Here is a 22430-nt window from a genome sequence, read left to right as displayed (position 1 = left end):
TTAGACGAAATAATCAACATGTATAAAGGGATGAAAACATTGCAAAAGTTAAAAAGAGATAAATTATGGACAAGTGATTTTATTTTAGTCATACTTACAAATTTTACGATGGCCTTATCGATGTATTTATTAATTGTAACGATGGCGAATTATGCAACAGACACCTTTGGATCTAGTACAAGTATGGCTGGTTTAGCATCAAGTATTTTCATTTTAGGTGCAGTTTTTTCGAGATTATGGGCAGGAAAAGCCATTGAAAGAATAGGCAGTAAGAAAATGCTGATGTATGGGATCGTGTTCTCTATTATTTCTATATCACTCTATTTTGTAGCGAATAATATTTATTTCTTCCTGCTTGTTCGTGTGCTACATGGAATTGGTATGGGTATATCCACAACAGGAGCAGGGACGATTGTAGCTCAAATTATTCCACGTACGCGTAGCGGAGAGGGAATTAGTTATTATAGTATGGGAATGGTGTTAACCACAGCAATTGGTCCATTAATTGGTATCTTTTTAATGGAAAATGTAAGTTACTTAAGCTTATTTATTTTTTCTATCATTGCGGGAATTGTAAGTTTATTTGTTGCTATTCCGCTAAAAGCGCCAAAAATGGAGGTTCCTGAAGCGGAAGAAGTACCAGTAGAAGCACGTAAAAGATTTCGTCTTTCTAATTACTTAGAGGCTAATGCATTACCAATTGCTTTTGTTACTTTAATTGTCTCAGTGGCTTACTCTGGTATTCTATCATTTATCACATCATTTTCAGAGGAAGTGGATCTTGTAAAAGCAGGAAGTTTCTATTTCTTAGTTTATGCCATTACCATTATCATTTCTCGACCATTTACTGGAAAGCTAATGGATAGACGTGGTGCGAATATGGTTACATATCCTGCATTAATTCTTTTTGCAATCGGTATGTTTTTACTTAGCCAATCGACTACAGCTTTTTTACTTTTACTAGCTGCAGGAATCAATGGCTTAGGATATGGTAATTTCCAATCCATTGCTCAGGCTTTAGCGATTAAATTAACACCGAATCATCGTTTAGGATTAGCAAATTCAACCTATTTTATCTTTCTTGATATTGGATTAGGTCTCGGACCATTTGTATTTGGTTTTGTTGTTCCATATGTTGGATTTAAAGGATTATATCTCATCTTAACAGGTGTTGTTGTCATCGGTTTAGTTGCTTATCATTTCCTATATGGCAGTAAAGAACGCCAATTACTACATAGACCTCAATAAATATGCATGATTATACGCCTGTTTTGGTGGAAATTTACATTTTATGTAACTAATATTCAGTGAGAACAGAGAGCTTCGCTGAATATTAGTTACGTTTTTTTCTTTAAATAAATGAAAACTAATATTTATTCATAAAAATTTATAATTATCCCTTTCCAGATATGTTATTTTAGTATAAGATATAGCTATGTTAATTTTGGCGAATTAAAGTTAGTGGGAGAGATGTTAATAATGAGTAAGAAAAATGTAATTATTATTGGAGCAGCAGGAAGAGACTTTCATAATTTTAATACATACTATCGTGATAACGAAGAATATAATGTGGTAGCTTTTACAGCTGCACAGATTCCAGATATTGATGGACGTAAATATCCAGCAGTATTAGCAGGAGAATTATATCCTGAAGGAATCCCAATTTATGCACAAGATGACTTACCAGAATTACTAAAAAAATATAATGTAGATGAATGTGTTTTTGCATATAGTGATGTTACATACCAAGAAGTAATGAGCGTTGGTGCGATTGTAAATGCAGCCGGAGCAAACTTTACATTACTTGGACCAAATAAAACGATGTTAAAGAGTACGAAGCCAGTTATTTCAGTAACAGCAGTAAGAACAGGAACTGGTAAAAGTCAAACATCTCGCAAAATTATTGAGACATTAATGGAGCATGATTTAAAGGTTGTCGCTGTTCGTCATCCAATGCCATACGGAGATATTGCTGCACAAAAAGTACAGCGTTTTGCGACGGTTGATGATTTGAAGAAGCATAAATGTACAATTGAAGAAATGGAAGAGTATGAGCCACATGTAACACGTGGAAATATTATTTATGCTGGTGTGGATTATGAAGAAATTTTACGTGCAGCAGAAAATGATCCAGATGGCTGTGATGTAATTCTTTGGGATGGAGGAAATAATGACTTCTCCTTCTACCAAGCAGATTTAGCAGTAAATGTGCTTGATCCACATCGTCCAGGACATGAATTAAAGTATTATCCAGGTGAAGTGAGCTTACGCCATGCTGATGTAGCAATTATTAATAAGGTAGATAGTGCAAAACAAGAGGATATTGAAACAGTTGAAAATAATATTAAAGCAGTAAATCCTGAAGCGATTATCATGAAGGCAGAATCTACCATTACAGTAGATGATCCAGAGTTAATTAAAGGGAAGCGTGTATTAGTAGTAGAGGACGGCCCAACATTAACACATGGTGAAATGCAGATTGGTGCTGGAACAGTTGCAGCAGAACGTATTGGGGTAGCAAGCTTTGTAGACCCACGTCCATTTGCAGTAGGATCTTTAAAAGATACTTTTGAGAAATACACACATATTGACAAAATTTTACCAGCAATGGGCTATGGGGAGCAGCAGTTAAAAGATTTAGAGGAAACAATTAATCAATCTGACTGTGATGCAGTGATTATTGGAACACCAATTGACTTATCACGTGTTATTAATATCAACAAACCATGCACACGTGTGCATTATGATTTAGCTGAAGTAGGCAGCCCAAATCTAAAAGAAGTATTAGCTGATTTTATTAAGCAGCATAATATCAAGTAATTAAGAATAAGGAGCTATCGAAAACGTGTGAAGCGTTTTTGATAGTTCTTTTTTTGATAGAATGGGTTAGTTTTTTCATGAGGTTCTCATTTTTCCCTGCCATATGCTAACATAGATGTATCATGGATTAGGTTTAATTCTTATGGTCGGGGGATTGTTGAAGAAGGAATCTTAAATACGCATCCTATACTAATGAACATTTAAGAGATAAGGAGAGATAACATGGCAACATTTGATGATTTTATGAAGTTGGATATTCGAATTGGGACCATTATAGAGGCAGAGGATTTTCCAGAAGCTAGGAAACCGGCAATTAAATTGAAGATTGATTTAGGAGAAGAGCTTGGAATTAAGCAATCTTCTGCACAAATTACATATCGTTATACACCAGAAGCTTTGGTCGGTAGACAAGTTACAGCAGTTGTTAACTTTCCACCGATGCGTGTTGCAGGGTATAAATCAGAAGTGCTTGTTCTAGGTGGAGTGCCAGAGGAACATGATGTTATATTATTGGCGCCAGATGAGCAAGTACCAAATGGGACGAAGGTGTCGTGAAATAAAAACAGCATTTGTCAGAGAAAGACAAATGCTGTTGCTGTATATCATTATCTAATTTCAGGTAAGGATTTTCGTCGTTTGATGAAATTGAATTTTGTCTCCGATATGATAACCGCGAATAAAATAAGAGCAGCACCAATTGCCATACGCAATGTAATAATTTCACCAATGATAATAATTGAAAATAGCATTCCCCAGAAGGATTCTGTCGAGAGAATGATTGCTGCCTTCGTCTCAGTAATATGGCGCTGTGCTACTGTTTGTAATAAGAAAGCAAGTGCCGTAGACATGATTCCTAAATAAAGAAGTGCTAATAAACCTTCTGTCTCTACTGGCATGGTTACTTCTCCACGTAACCCAATCACAAACCAAGCAATAATTGCTGCAGCAGCCATTTGGATAATCGTTAGCATAACCGGATCTTCATCCTGCACAAATTTTGCTGTGTAGAAAATATGAAATGCAAAGGCAAATGCACATAAGAGCGATAAGAAATCTCCCATATTAATCCCACCAGATAATTGAAGCGACATAAAACCAATTCCAACAATGGCAAGGACTGCACCAAATAATTCAAATTTATCAAGCTTCTTTTTATAAATAAAGAAAGCAATAAATGGAACAATAACAACATTCACTGTTGTTAAAAATGCATTTTTAGAAGGAGTTGTCATGCCAAGTCCAACTGTTTGTAATGCGAAGGCTAAATATAGAATACTTCCTAAAATAAAGCCTTTTATAATTACTTTTTTGTTCCATTTAATTTTTTTATAAAAAATAAGGGATAAAATTAAGCTTCCAACGAGGAAGCGAATCGCCATATTTTGATAAGCTGTATAATATTCTAACGAGATAGCAGCAGCTACAAAGCCACTTCCCCAAATGATTGCTGTAATAAGTAAACCAATTTCCCCGATATACCTTTTCATCTTGCCCTCCAAATTTCCGAATATGAACATAATCCTTATTATAATGCTTTTTTTAGTGAATTAACAAGGAAATAGCAAAGTTCAGAAAATTAATAAGATTAAATTGTTTCCTTGATAAACAGATGGTGATATACTATATTTAACTCAACAAAGTTGAATCAAAAGAAACAGTATTGAATACACTAAGAGAAACACTATTTTAACAGAAAAATCCGTACGCAAGTTTTTTAAGCAGTAAGAAAGTATATAAGTTTTGCACAAATTTATTCTTATTCAAAGGTAGCGTTGTCTAGCTCCGAGCGTCAAAAACTATGAGATTTCGCGTCACGCCCTACGATAAGTCAACATCGGTTCTGTTTTATAAGGAAGCCCGACTAAAACTAGGCTACAGCCTAACGTCGGATACCCCCAAAGGGGCATGTTTTCTTTATCTCGGTTGTGCCACTCCAATCTCTACGTTTTTCGACGCATAGGAAGTGCTAGTGCAGGCGTTGTGACAGGAAGTCACGTTTTTAGCCTGTAAGGGCGCGACTTGCGCTTTTCGTTCAGCTGCTATGGATATGGATGAAATGTAGGGAGGGTTTGAGATGAAAAGCTTGCCGAAATGGGTACGAATTAAAGAAGTAGGACCACGTGATGGACTGCAAAATGAAAAGCAATGGGTTTCAACAGAGGATAAAGTGAACTGGATTAATTTATTGTCTGAATCTGGAGTCAGAGAAATTGAATTTTCTTCATTCGTGCACCCGAAATGGGTACCATCATTAAAAGATGCGCTAGAAGTTGGTAAAAGAATTAATCGAAACCCAGATGTACATTATTCTGCACTCGTACCGAATCAAAAAGGATTAGAACTAGCGCTGGAAGCTGGTGTGGATGGGATATCTGTATTTATGTCGGTTAGTGAAACACATAATAAGTTGAATATTAATAAGACAATTGATAAAACTTTTCCTGTCCTAAAAGATGTAATTCAAGATGCCAAAAGTGCAGGAAAACATGTTGCTTGTTATGTTTCTACGGTATTTGAGTGTCCTTATGAAGGGAAAATAACACCAGCACAAGTCATTCCAATCTGCGATAAGTTATTTGAATATGGAGTAGATGATATTTCACTTGGAGATACGATTGGTACTGCAGTGCCTTTGCAAGTAAAAGCATTACTAGAAGAAGTCTTAGTACGCTATCCAAAAGATAAAATGATTATGCATTTTCATGATACAAGAGGTATGGCGATTGCAAATATATTAACTTCCTTAGAATATGGAATTACCCGTTTAGATAGCTCAGTTGGTGGACTAGGAGGTTGTCCATATGCCAAAGGAGCAGCAGGAAATGTCGCAACAAATGATGTGCTTTATCTATTACACGGAATGGGCATTTATACAGGAATTGATGAAGCAAAAATTCAAGAAGCTTCCTTATATATTCAAGAGAAATTGGGAAAGTCTTTGCCAAGTAAATCACTTGCCTATTTACAGGCAATGGCCTAATAACTTACCACTATAGGAGAAATATTTTCCTATAGTGGTTTATTTTTTGACTTCATACTACCTAGCTTGACGAATAATTCCATCTATTGGTATGATGAAAAACAACGATTGAATTCTGAAAATTTACATATGAAATGTTAGAGAACAAAGGCGGTGTGATATGTCATTAAACTTACAAACAATAGGGATAAAAATAAAGCATGCTAGACTGCGCAGTAAGAAAACCCAGCAGCAGGTGGCAGATGCAGCAGGTATTTCTAAAAGTATGCTATCAAAAATTGAAAATGGACAGACCTCATCAGCAGTAGCAACCTTATCAAAAATTAGCCAAGTACTTGAGGTATCATTATCCTGGATACTTGATGATCGTCCAGAAACTGACCTTGTATTACTCCCGAAAACGAATCGCCAAGCAAGTGTTGGAGATGAAAGCATGGGATATTCTTTTGAACTACTTGCGAACCGCTCTAAATTTTCTCCGATTGAACCAACGATTGTTTATGTGACACCGAAAGATGAAAATGAACGCTGTGAACCATATACACATGCTCAAGAAGAATTTATTTATATATTAGAGGGGACGATTAGCCTGCTTTATGATGGAGAAGAACATCATATGACACAAGGGGATACTGCTTATTTTAAAGGGGAAAAAGCCCATCTGTTTATTCCAGTTGATAATGAAGGAGCGAAGGTGTTAACAATATTTATTAATAGTGAAATGTAAAAATCCCTTTATGCATCTGCATAAAGGGATTATCATTTATACTAATTCTTTTTCTGAAAGATTATTTACTGCTTTAATTTTATTATCAACAACAACAAAGTTTTCAAACTTCTTCACTTCATTATCATTACGACGCAATGCGATATGTTGTTTATCAAATTTCGTCGGATTATCAATTCCGCACGAAGCTCCTAGCATATAGAGGCCTTCACGCATAGTCGCTAAATAGTTAGCTGTACGGAAACGTTTCTCTTCCACAACTACTCCTTTTTCCAAATGAGGTAAGTGGGAAGTGATTCCAACAGGACAAAGATTTGTATGACATTTCATTGCATTAATACAACCAATCGTGTTCATTGCTGCACGTGCGATGTAAATTAAATCAGCACCAAGTGATAAGGCAACTGCCATTTTATTTGCTGTTGCAAGCATACCAGATGCGATAATCTTGATATCATCACGCACACCGTATTTACGCATCGTTTGATCTAAAATATATAAACCAGAATAAATTGGCATTCCTAGGCTGTCTGCCATCTCTTGATAAGTTGCTCCAGTACCACCTTCTGCACCATCAATAGAGATGAAATCAGGACGATAGCCTGTTTCTGCCATATATTTACCTAATTCTTCAAATGACGTTTCATCACCAGCAACCACTTTAAAACCAACTGGCTTACCAGTAATTTTTTGCCATTCCATTACTAATTCAAATAGACTTGCGATATCAGAGAATAATGGAAAACGGTTTGGACTTTCGACATCTTTACCCATCTCCACTCCACGGATATAAGAGATTTCACGTGTGATTTTTTCTTTTGGTAATTTACCACCACGTACCTTCGCACCTTGAGCAAGTTTGATTTCAATTGCTTTTACTTCAGGACGCAAAGCATTTCTTAAGAAAGTCTCTTCATCATATTTTCCGTTTTTACGAGCGCCAAATAATCCAGAGCCTACTTGGAAGATTAAATCAGCACTTTTCTCTTCTAAAATCTCGCCTTCTACTAATGCATTTACAGCCTTTTGAGCACTGGAACCAAATTTATGTTCAATTTCAAAATTCGACGCATTGGTATGACCCTTAATATATTTGTAGATTTGTGAACCTAGCTTATTATTAACGGCTGCGTCATAATCCTTAACCTCATAAATCTTAGATAAATGGTACGGTGAAATTCCACCTTCTCCTGTATTCATAAACGCGCCGCCACTAATGGCAACACCTTGTGCAAGAGCTTTTACAGCACTTTTGGATAACGCACCATAACTCATCGCTGAAATTCCAATCATTCCTTTAACAACAAATGGCTTTTCGCGATTTGGACCAATAACAATAGCATCTTTATTTTTCAAATGCCAAGGCTTGATTTCTATTTTATTACGCTTTTCCTTACGATTCATCAGAGATTCGTTGAGGATTTTATACGTATATGTCTTGATTTTAGGCGTGTTATTTACTTCCAGTTCATCTACGTTTAATGGAAACATAGAGTTAGACAAATAAAAGTCTGTTTTCTGGAAGTCTTTTTTCGAACCAAATCCAATGACAGTGTTCGCGTATTTTCCTGCTTTTGCGATAGTTTCCATTGTATCACGATCAATAGGTTTTCCTTCCTTATCATTTAAGAACCAGTATTGACGGAACTCTGGACCAATCATTTCAAACACATAACGAAGTCTCCCTAGAATCGGATGTGTCTTTAAAATAGAATGTTGATTTTGGTACTTATCCTTTAAAAAGAAATAGACAAGAATAATAATAACCGAATAAAAAATGATTAACGGCAATTTCTCAAAAATGAATGTTAACATAGACAGATCCTACACCCTTTTTTAAAATGTGATAAATTTGTTACAGATTCCATGTTCCATTATAGTATAAATTTTTTAGAAGTAAAATCAGTTCTATAAAAATATTAAAAAAAACGATAAGAAACTTATAGAATCAACAGTTTACGAGGAAAAAATTTCTTTCCATAAAGGGCAAAAAATGGTTGATTAATTGAAAAAAGAGAATAAATGCCCTCTCCAGATGTAGGGATAAGGGCAAGAAAATGCTTCAGTGATTTATTTAGTAGTTTTGCTGCAGTTGTTTTTGAATTTCTTCTCTTAACCTTACGTCATATTCTGAATCTTCTTCTCCGGTTTCTTGTGGATATTTTTCTTGTAAGGCAGGGTACAGTTTTGAAAATAGTAAGTTAAAAATATGCAAGTCGCGCTGGAAGTATTTTTCGTATTGATCTATCTGAATCCCAAGTGCTTCTGCATACATTTCCTGATTATCATCCATAGTGTTCGAAAAATTTTCTTCTATATAATTTGCTACTTCAGTAGGAGTTAATACGATATTATATTCAGTTTCAGCTATTTCTAACAATTGCATTGCTTCATCATATATTTGTTCTACATGTTTCTCTAAGTCAACTTCTGTTATCTGACCTAATCGGATGGCTTCTGCCTTCAGTCGAAAGAAAAATTTATCAGCAGAGAAGGAAGCTTCAATTGGCATTTCTAATAGATTAGGTGATGTTTTAATATAAGTAATCTCATCTTGTAAACTAGGTAAAGACTCAGCAATTTCTTGAATGCTCTCTTTCATAGTTTTAGTGTCTTCAGGGAAAATGTCATCCTTATGCTTCATAATCAGAAGAATGATGAAAAACAAGATGATTATAAATAGAACAGGATTGATTTTCAGCTTTTTCAATGAGCGCACTTCCTCGTTTTTATCTACAATTTCTTCTCTTTTTATTATACGCGCAAGCAGAGAAAAAGCGCCACTAAAATAGAGAAAGCTATTCAGTAAGGGACGAGTTAAAAGTTGGTTTAAGTCCGCGCATAAGCTGAAGTGCTTCAATTGTTGATGCGACCTGAAAGATTTTCTTTTCCATAAAAGGTCCTGCAAGAATTTGAATACCAACTGGAAGTCCATTAACTAGTCCACAAGGCACACTCATCGCCGGAATTCCTGTAAGTGTGGTTGGACGAATAAAGCGACTCACATGCTCGGGCAATTTAACCTCTTCTCCATTAAGCATCACGGTATCCGTACCAATATATCCTGCGGTAAAAGGAAGTGTTGGCCCAACGATTACATCAACCTCTTGAAATACTTCTTCAAATTCATCACGAATTGTCCTGCGAATTTGTTGGGCTTGTAAGTAGTCAACTGCGGATATAAGCTCGCCAAACATGAGTTCTGTACGTACCTCGATACCATAGTCTTCAGGACGTTTCACTAAGTTCTCATGATGTAGTGCAGTAGCTTCTGCTGCCATTGTCATCATAAATGCGAACAAAGCATTTTCAAATGTTTTAAACTGAACAGGAACTATTTTTGCCCCGAGCTTTTCTAATTCGTGAATGACATGTCGTACAGATTTCTCCACCTGTTCATCAGCATTCGCAAATAGATATTCCTCATTAATCCCAATCACCATGTCAGCTACATCTTTATGTAAATAGGAGCTATAGTCAGGTACTGGTAGTGATGCTGTCGTAGTATCTAATGGATCATGCCCAGCCATTGCCTGAAGTAAGATAGCAGCATCTTCTACTGTTTTGGTCATTGGTCCAACATGATCAAGCGACCAAGCAAATGGAAAACACCCATGCTTACTCACTCTCCCGTAGGTTGGTTTTATCGAAACAATACCATTAAAGGAGGCAGGTGCTCGCAAGGAACCACCTGTTTCAGAACCTAGAGCAGCAATAGTCATATCTGCAGCAACTGCTGCAGCAGAACCACCACTAGAACCACCTGGAATTCGCTCTAAGTCCCACGGGTTTCGACAAGTACCATAATAAGGATTAGTGGTAGTAAATCCATACGCATACTCATGCATATTTAATAAACCAGTAAAAATGGCTCCTTGATCACGAAGCTTTTGAATCACCGTTGCATCATAGGAAGGGATAAAATCTTGATGAATTTTCGAGCCAACACGAATGTTTTTTCCTTTCATATATAAATTATCTTTTACTCCGATGGGAATGCCATGAAGCTTTCCACGATAATTGCCTTGTAAAATCTCTTTTTCTGCATGGATAGCTAAAGCCTTTGCTTCTGTATCAAATGTATCCACATATGCACAGAGATAGGGGTTCTTCGCTTCTATTTGTGCAAAAGTCGCCTGCATCACATCAACAGGAGAGATTTCTTTGTTTTCTATTCGTGTTGCTAACTCGGCAATCGATTTTTCTGCCAGTTCTTTATTCATTTTTCTCATCATCTCCTGCTTGATATTGTAATGCCATTGGGATTTCTTGTAAGTTTGCTTTATGTATGTTTTTCCTTAAGGAATCAACATATTTCAAGCGATGTGCAATGATCTCACATTCTTGATTAGAGACCGTTAAACCTTTTTCTTCTAATATTTGTTTTATCTTTTTCTTCATGGAATTCATCCTTTCTGTTTTTTTGAGGAGACTAAAGAACCGCTTCGGAAATATACGTCGCTTTCCCGTAGGAGTACGTATATTTCCTCCGCTTATATATAATAATCTACTAGAAAACTTTCTTACTTAAATCTGTGAAAAAATTTCTATCCTTCTGTTTGCATATCTTTAGATACACGGAAGTAGTAAAGGGCTACTAGGGAAAGTACTGTGGCAATAATAATGATCAAGGACAATGGAACCCATGTTTCGTATTTATCCAGGAGTAACAAGGCGATAATCGGCGCAGAACCGCCCGCAATGGCAGCACCAAGCTGATAGCCTAGCGTCATTCCTGTATAGCGCACATCGGTACTAAACATTTCCGCATACATTGTTCCTTGAATCGACCAGCCAACAGACCAAAGAATAAATCCGACAATCGTAGCAATCACAATCGCTGTACCGGAAGCTAGACTCATAAAGTAAAAGTAAGGAACAGCAAAAACTAAAATACTAAGTAAACAGCTGAGATAAATTGTTTTTCTACCAATGCGATCTGAAATCTTTCCAAAAAGAGGGATAGTGAACATTGTAATGATCGTTGCGATAGTGATCGCATTTAAAATAAACGAGCGATCTATTCCTAGATAATTTGTAGAGTAGGCGATGGAGAAATTAGAGAATATATAAAAAGGACAAGTAGTACCGGCAACAAGTGCTACACCAACTAATACCATTTTCCAATGATTGCGAAGCGTTTCAAGAATCGGTGCTTTTTTAATCGTACCTTGCTCACGCGCTTCTTGGAAAATCGGTGTTTCATCAAGTGTAGATCGAATCCATAAAGCAATGAGTACGAGAACCGCACTTAAAATAAATGGAATTCGCCAACCCCAAGCAAGAAAAGAAGCTTCTGGAAGCATGGTTAGCAAGGAAAATGTAATGGTCCCTAACACTAAACCAACTGGAACACCAAGCTGGGGAATACTTCCGAAGAATCCTCGTTTTTTATCCTCCGAATATTCCACTGCAAGCAGCATGGCACCACTCCATTCCCCACCAATACCAATTCCTTGTACACAACGAAACAGTAAAAGGAGAATTGGTGCAACAATCCCGATCGTGTTGTAATCTGGTAATATCCCGATAAGAAATGTAGCCCCACCCATTAAGACAAGTGTCAAAACAAGAGAAGTTTTCCTACCAACCTTATCACCAATATGTCCAAAAACAGCCCCACCTAGTGGGCGAATAAAAAAGGTAACAGAAAAAGTAACATAAGATAGAAGTAAACCGACAAAAGGATCAAAGCTTGGGAAAAAGATTTCATTGAAAACAAGTGCTACAGCCGTTCCATAGATAAAGAAATCGTACCACTCAATGGCACTTCCAATAAAACTTGCAAACAGAGCTTTTCTCTTTTCCTTTTCTGAGACTACTCTCACTGAGCCTGTTTGACTCATTATGTTATTACCCCCCACGACATTTATTGTAAAGTAGCAAATTGTCCATTGAAATGCATGATGGCTTGCTCCCTTCTTTTAATGTTTATTATGATTATACAATAACTATGAAAACAATTCTTCGGAAAATTTAAAACAATTGAAAAGCATGGATTGCCAAAGGAAAAAGGGAAGTTTAATTTTGCAAAGGAGATGCAGTTTTCCATATTAACGGTATAATAGAATAAAGAAATAATGATGGAGAAAGGATGCAGCAAATGATGCGAATGACACTGCGCCAAACATTTTTTATTGGGTTTATGGTTGCATTTGGCTTTCTTGTGCTAATCGCAATGATTGATCCAACTCAAAATAATGCTCAGGATGAAACAGAAAATAAAGACGAAAAGATAGATAAGAAAGAAATCGAAGAAAGCTTAGCAGAAATTTTAAAAACAGAACTTTTAGATGGCGCAATTACTAGTGTTCATGTACGTAAAGCATCAGATGCATCTGTTGTTTTTGATCATTTAGGGACAATGAATTTGCACCCTGCATCCAATATGAAAATTATTACCGGCGCAGTGGCACTAGAAGTACTAGGACCTGAATATGAATTTTCCACAGATTTTTTAACAGATGGAAGTATTGAAAATGGAATACTAGATGGAAATTTATATATCCAAGGAAAAGGCGATCCAACATTAACCGCAGAGGAGCTCACTGAAATTGCAAGCCAATTGAAAGCAGAAGGAATTGAAAAAATTACAGGTGATGTGATTGCAGATGATTCCTGGTATGATGATGTTCGCTATTCACAGGATTTAAACTGGTCAGATGAATATAATTACACTGGATCAGCAATTTCTGCATTATCCCTATCACCAAATGAAGATTATGATGCAGGAACTGTACAAATATATGTTGGAGGCGATCGTCCCATTGGTGAGGCTCCGACAATTACACTGAATCCAGAAAATGACTACGTAAAAATTGAAAATAACGCAACAGTAGCAAGTGGATCTGAAGTAGAAGGAATAACAATTGACCGAGAACATGGGACAAACAAGATCATCATTGAAGGATCTATTAATGAGAATCAGCATATTGCCTTTTGGCGCTCTGTATGGGAGCCAACGAACTACACACTCCATGTCTTTAAGCAAATATTAAAAGACGAAGGAATTGAGATGGATGGAGAGGCAAAGGTTGGCGTCACAAATGAAGATGCAACAGTAATACTAACTAGAAACTCGCCACCATTAGCTGATTTGATGATGCCATTTATGAAAAACAGTAATAACACACTTGGAGAAATTTTTGTAAAAGAAATGGGCAAACTTATTCATGATGAAGGAAGCTGGGAACAAGGCTTAGAGGTTGTGAATACAACATTAGAGGAAGCATTCGAATTAGATATGTCGCAAATTCTGTTACGTGACGGATCAGGCATGTCCCATAAAACACTCATACCAGCAGATAAATTGACAAAGCTATTATATGAAGCACAAGAAAAAGAATGGTTTCCAATCTTTGAAGCATCCCAGCCTGTAGCAGGAGAAGACGCTAAAGAAATAGGAGGAACCTTAGCACATCGTATGAAAGAAGAGCCGTTAAAAGGAAACGTTAAAGCGAAAACAGGATCTTTAACCGGTGTTAACACATTATCCGGCTTCTTTACCGGAGCTAGTGGAGAAGAATATATCTTTTCAGTAATGATCAACAATTACATTGAAGGCTATATCCCACGTGTCGTTGACGAAATTATGCTGTTACTTGTTGAAGAACTCTAGATTAATATGATAAAAGAGGTGTACCAATGGCGAATACACATATATTTTCAAAAGGTGAAGAAATCGCAAACGCAATTATCCATGGAATCGGTGCAATTTCAAGTATAGCAGCACTGGCCGTATTAGTAGTCTATTCCTCATACGAAGGAAATGCTTGGCATATCGTAACATTCACCATATTTGGAGCAACCATGCTAATTTTATACACTTGCTCCACCTTAGTCCATAGCTTTCCAGAGGGAAAAGCAAAAGACATATTTGAAATACTCGATCATTCCTCGATCTATTTATTTATCGCAGGATCATACACACCATTCTTACTCCTGGCAATTAAAGGAACAGTAGGCTGGACCCTATTTGGAATTGTTTGGGGACTTACCTTAGCCGGAATTATATTTAAATCCTTTTTCACAAAAAGGTTTGTACTTGCTTCGACATTGTTATATGTTGCGATGGGTTGGTTAATCGTCTTTGCATGGAAACCACTCGTTGCTGGCATGTCTACACCGGGACTTGTGTTGTTAGTTATTGGCGGATTATTATATTCCGTTGGAGCTGTATTCTATGTTTGGCGTGGATTTCGCTTCCATCATGCCATTTGGCACCTGTTTGTTGTCGGTGGATCAGCAGCACATTTCTTCTCTGTTATGACATTATTACCATGATCATGACGAATCATTGGAGAAATAGAAATATTCCCTGGGAAATAAAGTAGAAGGAAGAAGAATAATATGAATATTACCATTGTAGCTGTCGGAAAAATTAAAGAAAAATACCTAAAACAAGGCATCGATGAATACCTAAAACGCCTAAGAACATACGCAAAAGTGAACATTGTCGAAGTGCCTGACGAAAAAGCACCCGAAACAATGAGCCCCGCAGAAGAACAACAAGTAAAAAGAAAAGAAGGCGAACGCATCTTAGCTCATATCAGCCAAGATGCGTATGTTATTACATTAGAAATCAACGGAAAGATGCTGACATCAGAAGAACTAGCAGCCAAGATGGACGAGCTTGCGACATATGGGAAAAGTAAGGTTGTTTTTGTTATTGGTGGATCATTAGGGTTGAGTGAGGAAGTTGTGAAGCGAAGTAATTATGCGCTGTCTTTTTCGAAAATGACATTTCCTCATCAGTTAATGCGGATGGTGTTATTGGAGCAGGTTTATCGCGGGTTTCGGATTAATAGGGGGGAACCTTATCACAAGTAAATGAGGTTTTTTTCAGAAGTAGGCTAAACTGATTTTAAAAAAGCATAGAGAAAAGTCGAGCATTTCGTCAAAAATACCTATATGACTCGACTTTTCCTATATATAAAACTATTCTTTACTAACTATTAACTTTGTTTAAAACATCATCAAAAGTTGTTGCGACTATATATTTAACGTCCTCCCCGACAGCTTTAAAATGTTCAATTCCACAATCTATTTTCTTTTCCTCAGCTGTTCGATATCCTGCTCGGCGTAAGGTACTCTTCGTTTCTGTTACAAAGTAGAATTTCTCTTTTCCAGCATCATTAATTAAAATAGCCCAGTCTGGATTGTAACTGCCAAGGGGTGTTGGGATTTTAAACCAACTAGGTAGCTTTACATAGACCAAGACATCTTTATTTGTTTCTAGCTTCTCTGCAAATTCTCTTTCTACCGTACTATCATACACTACATAATCATAGACACCTTTTTCACTCGTTAATAAATTATCATTTAGGTAACCAGATATTTCCTCGTCTTCGAATAACTCCTGTGCATAGTAACTTTTGTTTCTTGCTTTCGAATATTTAATTCCATCAACAATAAAGTTTTCTTTCACAGAGTTAATAATATCTGCCATTTCCTGCATGTAAATTTGCGGGTTCAATTCAAAGGCATCTAACGTGTTACTACGAATTAAAATATCGATTATAGTTCTTCTCGTTAAGTCTGTTGCATTTTGTAAGTTAGTAACAACATCAGGTAGCTTCTCTAGTTCTACCTTGTTAAGACTATACTCTCGCCCACTACCCGTTTCCTTAGCGACGATTCCACCTTGTTTAATCCCAACAAGAGCATTCAGTTGTGAAATCCTCCGTTGTGTTTTCGTTAATGTTTTTTCAATTTCAACTAAACATTTTTCAATTAATTCTTTCGATGAAAAATCTACTTGATAAACTGTTTTATATTTAATTTTATCCCATAGCTCTTTAAACTCAGGACTTAAAAATCGTTCTTTATTAAGCGTAACATCTTCCTTTTCTTTTGCCTTTTTGATTTTAACTCCTTCAATTGTTTTCTTTGTTCGTGCAATGATTTTCTCTTTATGATCTGCATATTCAATTGGAACTTCTAATAGATTATGATCTAGTGCTTTCTTTAATTTCTCTAGAACCTTTCCATCTTTTGCGATGTATTCTCGTTCTTTAAAACTTTGAACGATTGCTTTTGATGCTTCAATTCCTAACCGTTCCTCTTGATTGTCTTTTACAATGATAATATTCGCAAACGAATGCTCTTCAATGTAACCAAACCTAATCCCAGCATCATCTTCATATTCTTTTTGTAATGTGTTACAAAATACATCATAGGACTCGTTAGCGATAACGGTTAGTGTATTGATATCAAATCCGTGTTGTCTTTCCCCATCTTGATTAACGGCTAATCTTAAGCCTCTACCAATCTCTTGTCTTTTCTTTATATCACTATACGTTTCATTTAGGGTACAAATTTGGAAAACGTTCGGGTTATCCCAACCTTCTCTTAAAGCAGAATGAGAGAAAATAAACTTCAAATTCGTGTCGAACGATAAAAGCCTTTCTTTATCTTTCATAATCAGTTCATAGGCATAATCATCACTTGCTGAATTCCCTGTACTTGTCTCAACAAACTTAACGTCTTTTCTCCCTGCTTTATCTTGAGAAAAATAGCCATGATGAACTTCTTGTGTGTATTGATCGATGTCATCTATATTTTCCCTTAATTTTTTGTAATCATCTTCCATAATGATTTTTTGAAATAACTCTTCAAACAGGATGGCATATTTACCTTTATTATAAGTTCCATCGTCATTATAGATTCGATAGTTATCTACACGATCGAGGAAAAATAAAGAAAGTACTTTTATGCCACGTTTATTTAATACGAGTTCTTTATCCAAATGTGCTCGTATAGTGGATTCAATCTGCAAGCGTTTATAGATATTTTCATCAATACCACCAATATGATTATCTAGGGAAAGAATATTTGGTCTAGCAGTAAATTTCACGATATTTTTATCTGCGTCTATTTCAGCCACTTGGAATCCACTATAGACGTCTCGATTTCCAGATAGTTCATACAAGTCACTGCCATCTTTAATACGTATTGTTGTTCTTCTAATTCCTGAATTAAACTTTTTATCAATCTCAACATCAGCATAAATGCCAGATTTAGGATTACCTGTCTTAATTAAACGAATATATGCATCTTCATAGTTATCTTCTTCTTCAAAGCTAATAACCTCAATTTGTTTAACGAGTTGTAAATCATGAGCATCGACAGCGTTTAATCGATATACAACATTCTTTGGTTTAATATGCGTGGCAGAGTATTTGATGCAGCACATTGGATTTAAGCTAGCAATAGCTTCTCTAGATTTCTTCGTATTCGCTGTGCTTTGGGGTTCATCAATAATAACAATTGGATTTGTTTCTTGAATAAGTTCAATTGGTGCCCTACCTTCAGGTCCTCTGTCATTAGCACGGTGAATAATATTTGCCTTGTTTAAGGTTTCTGTATTCCCAAAACTACGATTAAAGGCTTGAATGTTAATAATCATAATGGATATATGATCTGCTGTAGCGAAACTATTAATTTGATCTAAATGATCACTATCATATACAAAATAATCATACACTTCATTGGAATACAGAGCGTTCATATGTGATTTCGTTGTTTTTAAACTATGATGAATTCCCTCTTTAATTGCTAAACTTGGTACAACAATGACGAACTTTTTAAATCCGTATTTTTTATTCAATTCCATCATCGTTCGAATAAATACATATGTTTTCCCTGTACCTGTTTCCATATCAACTTCAAATTCTAAATAGGGGTTATCTTCTAAAGCTTCACTCTGTGGAAGCCCATTTCTTTCTTGCACTTCCTTTAGGTTTTCTAACAGTTCTCCATTCGTTAACTCTAATTTGTTTCCAATCCCGATACCTGATTCCCCAAGTGTCATTTGAGCAGATACAGGCGCAACCGTAAAATTCGCTTCTTTTGGTGTTTGTCCTTTAAACAAGTCAACAACTGCATTAATTGCATCTTGTTGGTACTCGAGTTCTGGGTTAAATTGTAATTTTAAAGACATCATATAATCCTTTCTATAGCGTAATAAATGATTCTTCAGCTAATCCAGCTGATCGCAATGTTTCCTTTACATTTGTTTTATCTGTATCAGATTTAAATCCTTCATCTCTGAATAACGCTCTAAATTCTTGTTGACCATTTTCATCTTTAATTTCAATCATCTTTTCGGCTATGGATATATCAATACTATCGGCTAAACAAATCATTAAAAAGCCATATCCTATCGAGTAAATTGTTTTTCCATTTACGTCATGCTTCTCTACTGGATACGTTAAGTCTAAGCCCATTTTCAACATCATTTCATAGACAACATCTTCTTCTGTTCTACCTGGTACATAAGGAGTTAAAGAATCTTCAATAGCCAATTGAATGTTCTCGTACTCACCTGGATTCCATTCTTTAATGTTGGAGGAATCTAGTTTAAATACTTTAAAACCAATATCTAATTCTTCAGGATGTTTCATTTCTACTTTGTCTGCTTTACTTGCGGATTCATACTTTTCTTTCAGTTCCTCTTTAATTTGCTCACCCGCACGTCTAATTCTTTCTTTTCCAATTTCTGCGATATTTTTATAGCCAGCTTTATATGCTTCAGATTTTTCTTCAGTAGATTCAGGTAATTGAACCATAATAAACTTACGATTACCGCCATCCTGTGCATTTAGCTGAACAGTTGCATGTGCGGTAGTAGAAGAACCAGAGAAAAAATCTAAAATTATATCATTTTTTGCCACATTGCCAATTTGTAGTAATTGTTCTAATAACCTAACCGGCTTCGGACTATCAAAAACACCTTTATTATCAAATAAAGATTTTGTTTCTTGTTTAGCTTCTTGATTATGGCCGACCTCGTCATGAAATAAAATTGAGTTCGGCCTTAGTCCATCCTGAACCTCACTTAAAAACGTTTTTAAGCGGGGAGTCCCATCTCCGTCAATTCCAAACCAAATCCGATTATCTTTTACTAATTCTTTAAAGCGTTCTTCACTCACGCTCCAATACCGACCGCTTGGAGGTGAGCAAACTCTACCACTTGGTGTAGTAATATTATATAATAACTTTTCAGTTCCTGACTTTGCAGATAAAACTACAGATGTCCAGACTCCCCTTGTATCATGATCGGGATTTCCATATCCCGCAGGAGTCTCATCACCTCTTGGTAATAGTCCTATTTTCCATCCACCTTTAGAACGTTCTATGTTACTTTTTGTATAACATAAAATATGGTCATGCATCGTAGAAAAATACCTTGCATCATTTGCCCTTGAAAACTTTTTTTGCCAAACTAAATTTGAGACAAAATTTGATTCTCCAAATACTTCATCGCAAAGTTTTTTCAAATTATGTACCTCATGATCATCTATGGATATAAAAATAACTCCATCGTCCTTCAATAGGTTTCTTGCTAGTCTCAACCTTGGATACATCATATTCAACCAATCTGTATGATATCGACCGCTATATTCACGGTTAGTTGTTGTGTTTCTCCCTTCACTATCAACTTGGCCGGTGATTTTTTTGTAATTCTGGATATTATCTTTGAAGTTATCTTTATATACAAAGTCTCCGCCTGTATTGTAAGGTGGATCGATGTAAATCATTTTCACTTTGTTAAAGTAGGATTTTTGTAGAAGCTTTAATACTTCTAAATTATCCCCTTCGATATATAAATTTTCGGTATCGTCCCAGTTTTTACTTTCTTCTTGTGCGGGTCTTAATGTTCCCTTTGATGGTGTTTGTGAGAGTCTGAGTACTTCTCCTTTACCGTTCCAAGTAAATCGATATCTTTCTTCTGAATCTTCTATATAATCACCAAGAATTTGCTTTAACTTATCAAAATCAATTTTTCCATCTACATTTATTTCCGGAAATAATTCTAGTTGTTTTTCTATGTTCTTAGCTTCAATATTTAACGATTGCCCATCTAGTTTTGTCATATGTCTCCTCCAATCGATCGTCACATTCATTAGTTAAATTACAGTTTTAAAGACATAGTATAATTCGTTCTATAACGTAATGAATGACTCTTCAGCTAGTCCTGCTGATCGTAATGTTTCTTTTACATTTGTTTTATCTGTATCTGATTTAAATCCTTCATCTCTAAATATCGCTCTAAATTCTTGTTGACCATTTTCATCTTTAATTTCAATCATCTTTTCGGCTATGGATATATCAATACTATCGGCTAAACAAATCATTAAAAAGCCATATCCTATCGAGTAAATTGTTTTTCCATTTACGTCATGCTTCTCTACTGGATACGTTAAGTCTAAGCCCATTTTCAACATCATTTCATAGACAACATCTTCTTCTGTTCTACCTGGTACATAAGGAGTTAAAGAATCTTCAATAGCCAATTGAATGTTCTCGTACTCACCTGGATTCCATTCTTTAATGTTGGAGGAATCTAGTTTAAATACTTTAAAACCAATATCTAATTCTTCAGGATGTTTCATTTCTACTTTGTCTGCTTTACTTGCGGATTCATACTTTTCTTTCAGTTCCTCTTTAATTTGCTCACCCGCACGTCTAATTCTTTCTTTTCCAATTTCTGCGATATTTTTATAGCCAGCTTTATATGCTTCAGATTTTTCTTCAGTAGATTCAGGTAACTGAACCATAATGAACTTACGATTTCCCATATCTTCTGAATTTAAGCTCATAATAGCGTGAGCTGTGGTAGATGATCCAGAGAAGAAATCTAAAATAATATCATTTGCTTCAGTTACTATCTCTATCGAGTCCTTTATTAGTTCTATAGACTTTGGAAAATCAAAAGTTTTTGCACCTAGTAGATCATCTAACACTTTAGTCCCATAATGAAATGCATGGTATTTCTTATTTAACCAATGCGTTTTTAAGACTTGATTCTCTCGTATTTTTTCATAAATCATAATTGTGTTAAATTCCCGTTTAGCTATAATGTCACCTTTTTTATAGCGTTCAAAGAAAGTTTCTTTAGTAGTTTTCCACGTCCTTTCTTGACCACTTTGAGTTATAGGATAAATAGCTTCATACCCTGGTGCGGGAATTTCCTGAATACACGTTAGATCTTCATTAACATAAACAGGATAATAGAAGTGCGGTTTATTTTCTCTTAAGCTATACTTTCCATCAGACATCCTTATAAAATTTTTTAATAAGTATCTACCTTCCTCATCCTGATACTCAAACTTTTCTTTTATTTCACTATCAATAGCTACCTTTCTAAAGTTAGCTTTTGTAATATTTTTAGCATAAACAATAGCATATTCATGACTTGTACCAAAAAACTTAGCTTGGTTTCTACCTTCTGGGTTATGTACTACACATATAATCCCAAGTCTATTTGGTTCCCCAAAAATTTCATCAGATATTTTAATTAAGTTATGAACTTCATAATCATCAATAGCAATAAAAATAAAACCATCTTCTTTTAATAAATTTCTGGCCAGTCTTAATCGTGGATACATCATATTTAACCAATCTGTATGATATCGACCATTGTGTTCCTGATTTGTAGATATTTGAAAGCCTTCCTTATCTATTTGTCCAGTAAATGCTTTATAGTATTCTAATGAATTATGAAATTTGTTTTTGTATATAATATCTCTTCCCGTATTATAAGGTGGATCAATATAAATCATTTTCACTTTATTAAAGTATGATTTTTGTAGCAGTTTTAATACTTCTAAGTTATCTCCTTCTATGTATAAATTTTCTGTGTCGTCCCAATTCTTACTTTCTTCTTTCGCTGGACGTAACGTTCCCATCGATGGTGTTTGTGATAATCTCAGAGCTTCTCCTTTACCGTTCCAGACAAAGCGGTAACGTTCTTCTGAATCATCGACATATTCACCTAGTATTTGCTTTAATTTTCCAAAGTCAACTTTTCCGTCTGTATTTACTTCTGGAAATAATTCGACTAACTTTTCGATATTCTTATCTTCAATGTTTAATGATTCGCCATTTAATTGAGACATA

Annotated in this window: 17 protein-coding genes; 8 read left to right on the top strand and 9 right to left on the bottom strand. The window is 35.6% G+C overall.

The window, feature by feature from the left end; all coding sequences use genetic code 11:
- The first annotated feature begins 39 nt into the window (after positions 1–39).
- From AB4Y30_RS14075 to csaA, 3 genes are all read left to right on the top strand, one after another.
- On the top strand, positions 40–1248 hold the full coding sequence (locus tag AB4Y30_RS14075) for an MFS transporter (RefSeq protein WP_368652850.1): 1209 nt from the start codon (positions 40–42) through the stop codon (positions 1246–1248).
- Between the two features lie 231 nt (positions 1249–1479).
- Complete coding sequence (locus tag AB4Y30_RS14070) at positions 1480–2820, top strand: cyclic 2,3-diphosphoglycerate synthase (RefSeq protein ID WP_368652849.1); 1341 nt, start codon at positions 1480–1482, stop codon at positions 2818–2820.
- 222 nt (positions 2821–3042) lie between these two features.
- The gene (gene csaA, locus AB4Y30_RS14065; RefSeq protein WP_368652848.1) at positions 3043–3375 is read left to right on the top strand and encodes a chaperone CsaA; all 333 of its coding nucleotides are present in this window, start codon (positions 3043–3045) and stop codon (positions 3373–3375) included.
- Between the two features lie 50 nt (positions 3376–3425).
- Here csaA and AB4Y30_RS14060 read toward each other — a convergent pair whose 3' ends face one another.
- Positions 3426–4307, bottom strand: a complete 882-nt coding sequence (locus AB4Y30_RS14060; protein WP_368652847.1) for a DMT family transporter — start codon at positions 4305–4307, stop codon at positions 3426–3428.
- A gap of 587 nt (positions 4308–4894) precedes the next feature.
- Here AB4Y30_RS14060 and AB4Y30_RS14055 point away from each other — a divergent pair.
- Both AB4Y30_RS14055 and AB4Y30_RS14050 read left to right on the top strand, forming a co-directional pair.
- Positions 4895–5800 (top strand): hydroxymethylglutaryl-CoA lyase, encoded by a 906-nt coding sequence (locus AB4Y30_RS14055; RefSeq protein ID WP_368652846.1) that lies wholly within the window; start codon positions 4895–4897, stop codon positions 5798–5800.
- 160 nt (positions 5801–5960) lie between these two features.
- Entirely contained in the window at positions 5961–6527 is a 567-nt protein-coding gene (locus AB4Y30_RS14050) for a helix-turn-helix domain-containing protein (RefSeq protein WP_368652845.1), read from the top strand.
- 36 nt (positions 6528–6563) lie between these two features.
- Here AB4Y30_RS14050 and AB4Y30_RS14045 read toward each other — a convergent pair whose 3' ends face one another.
- From AB4Y30_RS14045 to AB4Y30_RS14025, 5 genes are all read right to left on the bottom strand, one after another.
- Positions 6564–8342 carry a glutamate synthase-related protein gene (locus AB4Y30_RS14045; protein ID WP_368652844.1) on the bottom strand — a complete coding sequence of 593 codons (1779 nt, stop codon included), beginning with the start codon at positions 8340–8342 and terminating at the stop codon, positions 6564–6566.
- Positions 8343–8601: 259 nt separating this feature from the next.
- Positions 8602–9237: a hypothetical protein gene (locus AB4Y30_RS14040; RefSeq protein WP_368652843.1), complete on the bottom strand. Its 636-nt coding sequence runs from the start codon at positions 9235–9237 to the stop codon at positions 8602–8604.
- Between the two features lie 88 nt (positions 9238–9325).
- A complete protein-coding gene (locus tag AB4Y30_RS14035; protein WP_368652842.1) occupies positions 9326–10750 on the bottom strand; it encodes an amidase in 1425 nt (474 codons plus the stop codon).
- A complete protein-coding gene (locus tag AB4Y30_RS14030) occupies positions 10743–10928 on the bottom strand; it encodes a hypothetical protein (protein ID WP_368652841.1) in 186 nt (61 codons plus the stop codon). The genes AB4Y30_RS14035 and AB4Y30_RS14030 overlap by 8 nt, the downstream gene beginning before the upstream one ends.
- Positions 10929–11074: 146 nt before the next feature.
- Positions 11075–12373: an MFS transporter gene (locus AB4Y30_RS14025; RefSeq protein WP_368652840.1), complete on the bottom strand. Its 1299-nt coding sequence runs from the start codon at positions 12371–12373 to the stop codon at positions 11075–11077.
- A gap of 260 nt (positions 12374–12633) precedes the next feature.
- Here AB4Y30_RS14025 and dacB point away from each other — a divergent pair, with 260 nt between their 5' ends.
- The 3 genes from dacB to rlmH all read left to right on the top strand — a co-directional run bounded on the left by dacB (position 12634) and on the right by rlmH (position 15356).
- Positions 12634–14145, top strand: a complete 1512-nt coding sequence (gene dacB / locus AB4Y30_RS14020) for a D-alanyl-D-alanine carboxypeptidase/D-alanyl-D-alanine-endopeptidase (RefSeq protein WP_368652839.1) — start codon at positions 12634–12636, stop codon at positions 14143–14145.
- Positions 14146–14171: 26 nt separating this feature from the next.
- Positions 14172–14810: a hemolysin III family protein gene (locus AB4Y30_RS14015; RefSeq protein WP_368652838.1), complete on the top strand. Its 639-nt coding sequence runs from the start codon at positions 14172–14174 to the stop codon at positions 14808–14810.
- Between the two features lie 66 nt (positions 14811–14876).
- A complete protein-coding gene (rlmH, locus tag AB4Y30_RS14010) occupies positions 14877–15356 on the top strand; it encodes a 23S rRNA (pseudouridine(1915)-N(3))-methyltransferase RlmH (RefSeq protein ID WP_368652837.1) in 480 nt (159 codons plus the stop codon).
- A 118-nt stretch (positions 15357–15474) separates the two neighbouring features.
- Here the strand turns inward: rlmH and AB4Y30_RS14005 are convergent, their stop codons facing one another.
- The 3 genes from AB4Y30_RS14005 to AB4Y30_RS13995 all read right to left on the bottom strand — a co-directional run bounded on the left by AB4Y30_RS14005 (position 15475) and on the right by AB4Y30_RS13995 (position 22429).
- The gene (locus tag AB4Y30_RS14005; RefSeq protein WP_368652836.1) at positions 15475–18468 is read right to left on the bottom strand and encodes a DEAD/DEAH box helicase family protein; all 2994 of its coding nucleotides are present in this window, start codon (positions 18466–18468) and stop codon (positions 15475–15477) included.
- A gap of 13 nt (positions 18469–18481) precedes the next feature.
- On the bottom strand, positions 18482–20404 hold the full coding sequence (locus tag AB4Y30_RS14000) for a site-specific DNA-methyltransferase (RefSeq protein WP_368652835.1): 1923 nt from the start codon (positions 20402–20404) through the stop codon (positions 18482–18484).
- Positions 20405–20473: 69 nt separating this feature from the next.
- Positions 20474–22429 carry a site-specific DNA-methyltransferase gene (locus AB4Y30_RS13995; RefSeq protein ID WP_368652834.1) on the bottom strand — a complete coding sequence of 652 codons (1956 nt, stop codon included), beginning with the start codon at positions 22427–22429 and terminating at the stop codon, positions 20474–20476.
- Between the last annotated feature and the right edge of the window lies 1 nt (position 22430).

The sequence above is a fragment of the Ornithinibacillus sp. 4-3 genome (assembly GCF_040958695.1).
Classification (GTDB): Bacteria; Bacillota; Bacilli; order Bacillales; family Amphibacillaceae; genus CALAMD01.
This window is presented reverse-complemented; position numbering and strand designations above follow the sequence as displayed.

Coding starts and splice junctions, on each gene's coding strand:
- AB4Y30_RS14025 (WP_368652840.1), bottom strand. CDS start 12,373: ATGAGTCAAACAGGCTCAGTGAGAGTAGTCTCAGAAAAGGAAAAGAGA.
- AB4Y30_RS14030 (WP_368652841.1), bottom strand. CDS start 10,928: ATGAAGAAAAAGATAAAACAAATATTAGAAGAAAAAGGTTTAACGGTC.
- AB4Y30_RS14045 (WP_368652844.1), bottom strand. CDS start 8,342: ATGTTAACATTCATTTTTGAGAAATTGCCGTTAATCATTTTTTATTCG.
- AB4Y30_RS14000 (WP_368652835.1), bottom strand. CDS start 20,404: ATGACAAAACTAGATGGGCAATCGTTAAATATTGAAGCTAAGAACATA.
- AB4Y30_RS13995 (WP_368652834.1), bottom strand. CDS start 22,429: ATGTCTCAATTAAATGGCGAATCATTAAACATTGAAGATAAGAATATC.
- csaA (WP_368652848.1), top strand. CDS start 3,043: ATGGCAACATTTGATGATTTTATGAAGTTGGATATTCGAATTGGGACC.
- AB4Y30_RS14055 (WP_368652846.1), top strand. CDS start 4,895: ATGAAAAGCTTGCCGAAATGGGTACGAATTAAAGAAGTAGGACCACGT.
- rlmH (WP_368652837.1), top strand. CDS start 14,877: ATGAATATTACCATTGTAGCTGTCGGAAAAATTAAAGAAAAATACCTA.
- AB4Y30_RS14050 (WP_368652845.1), top strand. CDS start 5,961: ATGTCATTAAACTTACAAACAATAGGGATAAAAATAAAGCATGCTAGA.
- AB4Y30_RS14070 (WP_368652849.1), top strand. CDS start 1,480: ATGAGTAAGAAAAATGTAATTATTATTGGAGCAGCAGGAAGAGACTTT.
- AB4Y30_RS14005 (WP_368652836.1), bottom strand. CDS start 18,468: ATGTCTTTAAAATTACAATTTAACCCAGAACTCGAGTACCAACAAGAT.
- AB4Y30_RS14035 (WP_368652842.1), bottom strand. CDS start 10,750: ATGAATAAAGAACTGGCAGAAAAATCGATTGCCGAGTTAGCAACACGA.
- AB4Y30_RS14015 (WP_368652838.1), top strand. CDS start 14,172: ATGGCGAATACACATATATTTTCAAAAGGTGAAGAAATCGCAAACGCA.
- AB4Y30_RS14060 (WP_368652847.1), bottom strand. CDS start 4,307: ATGAAAAGGTATATCGGGGAAATTGGTTTACTTATTACAGCAATCATT.
- dacB (WP_368652839.1), top strand. CDS start 12,634: ATGCGAATGACACTGCGCCAAACATTTTTTATTGGGTTTATGGTTGCA.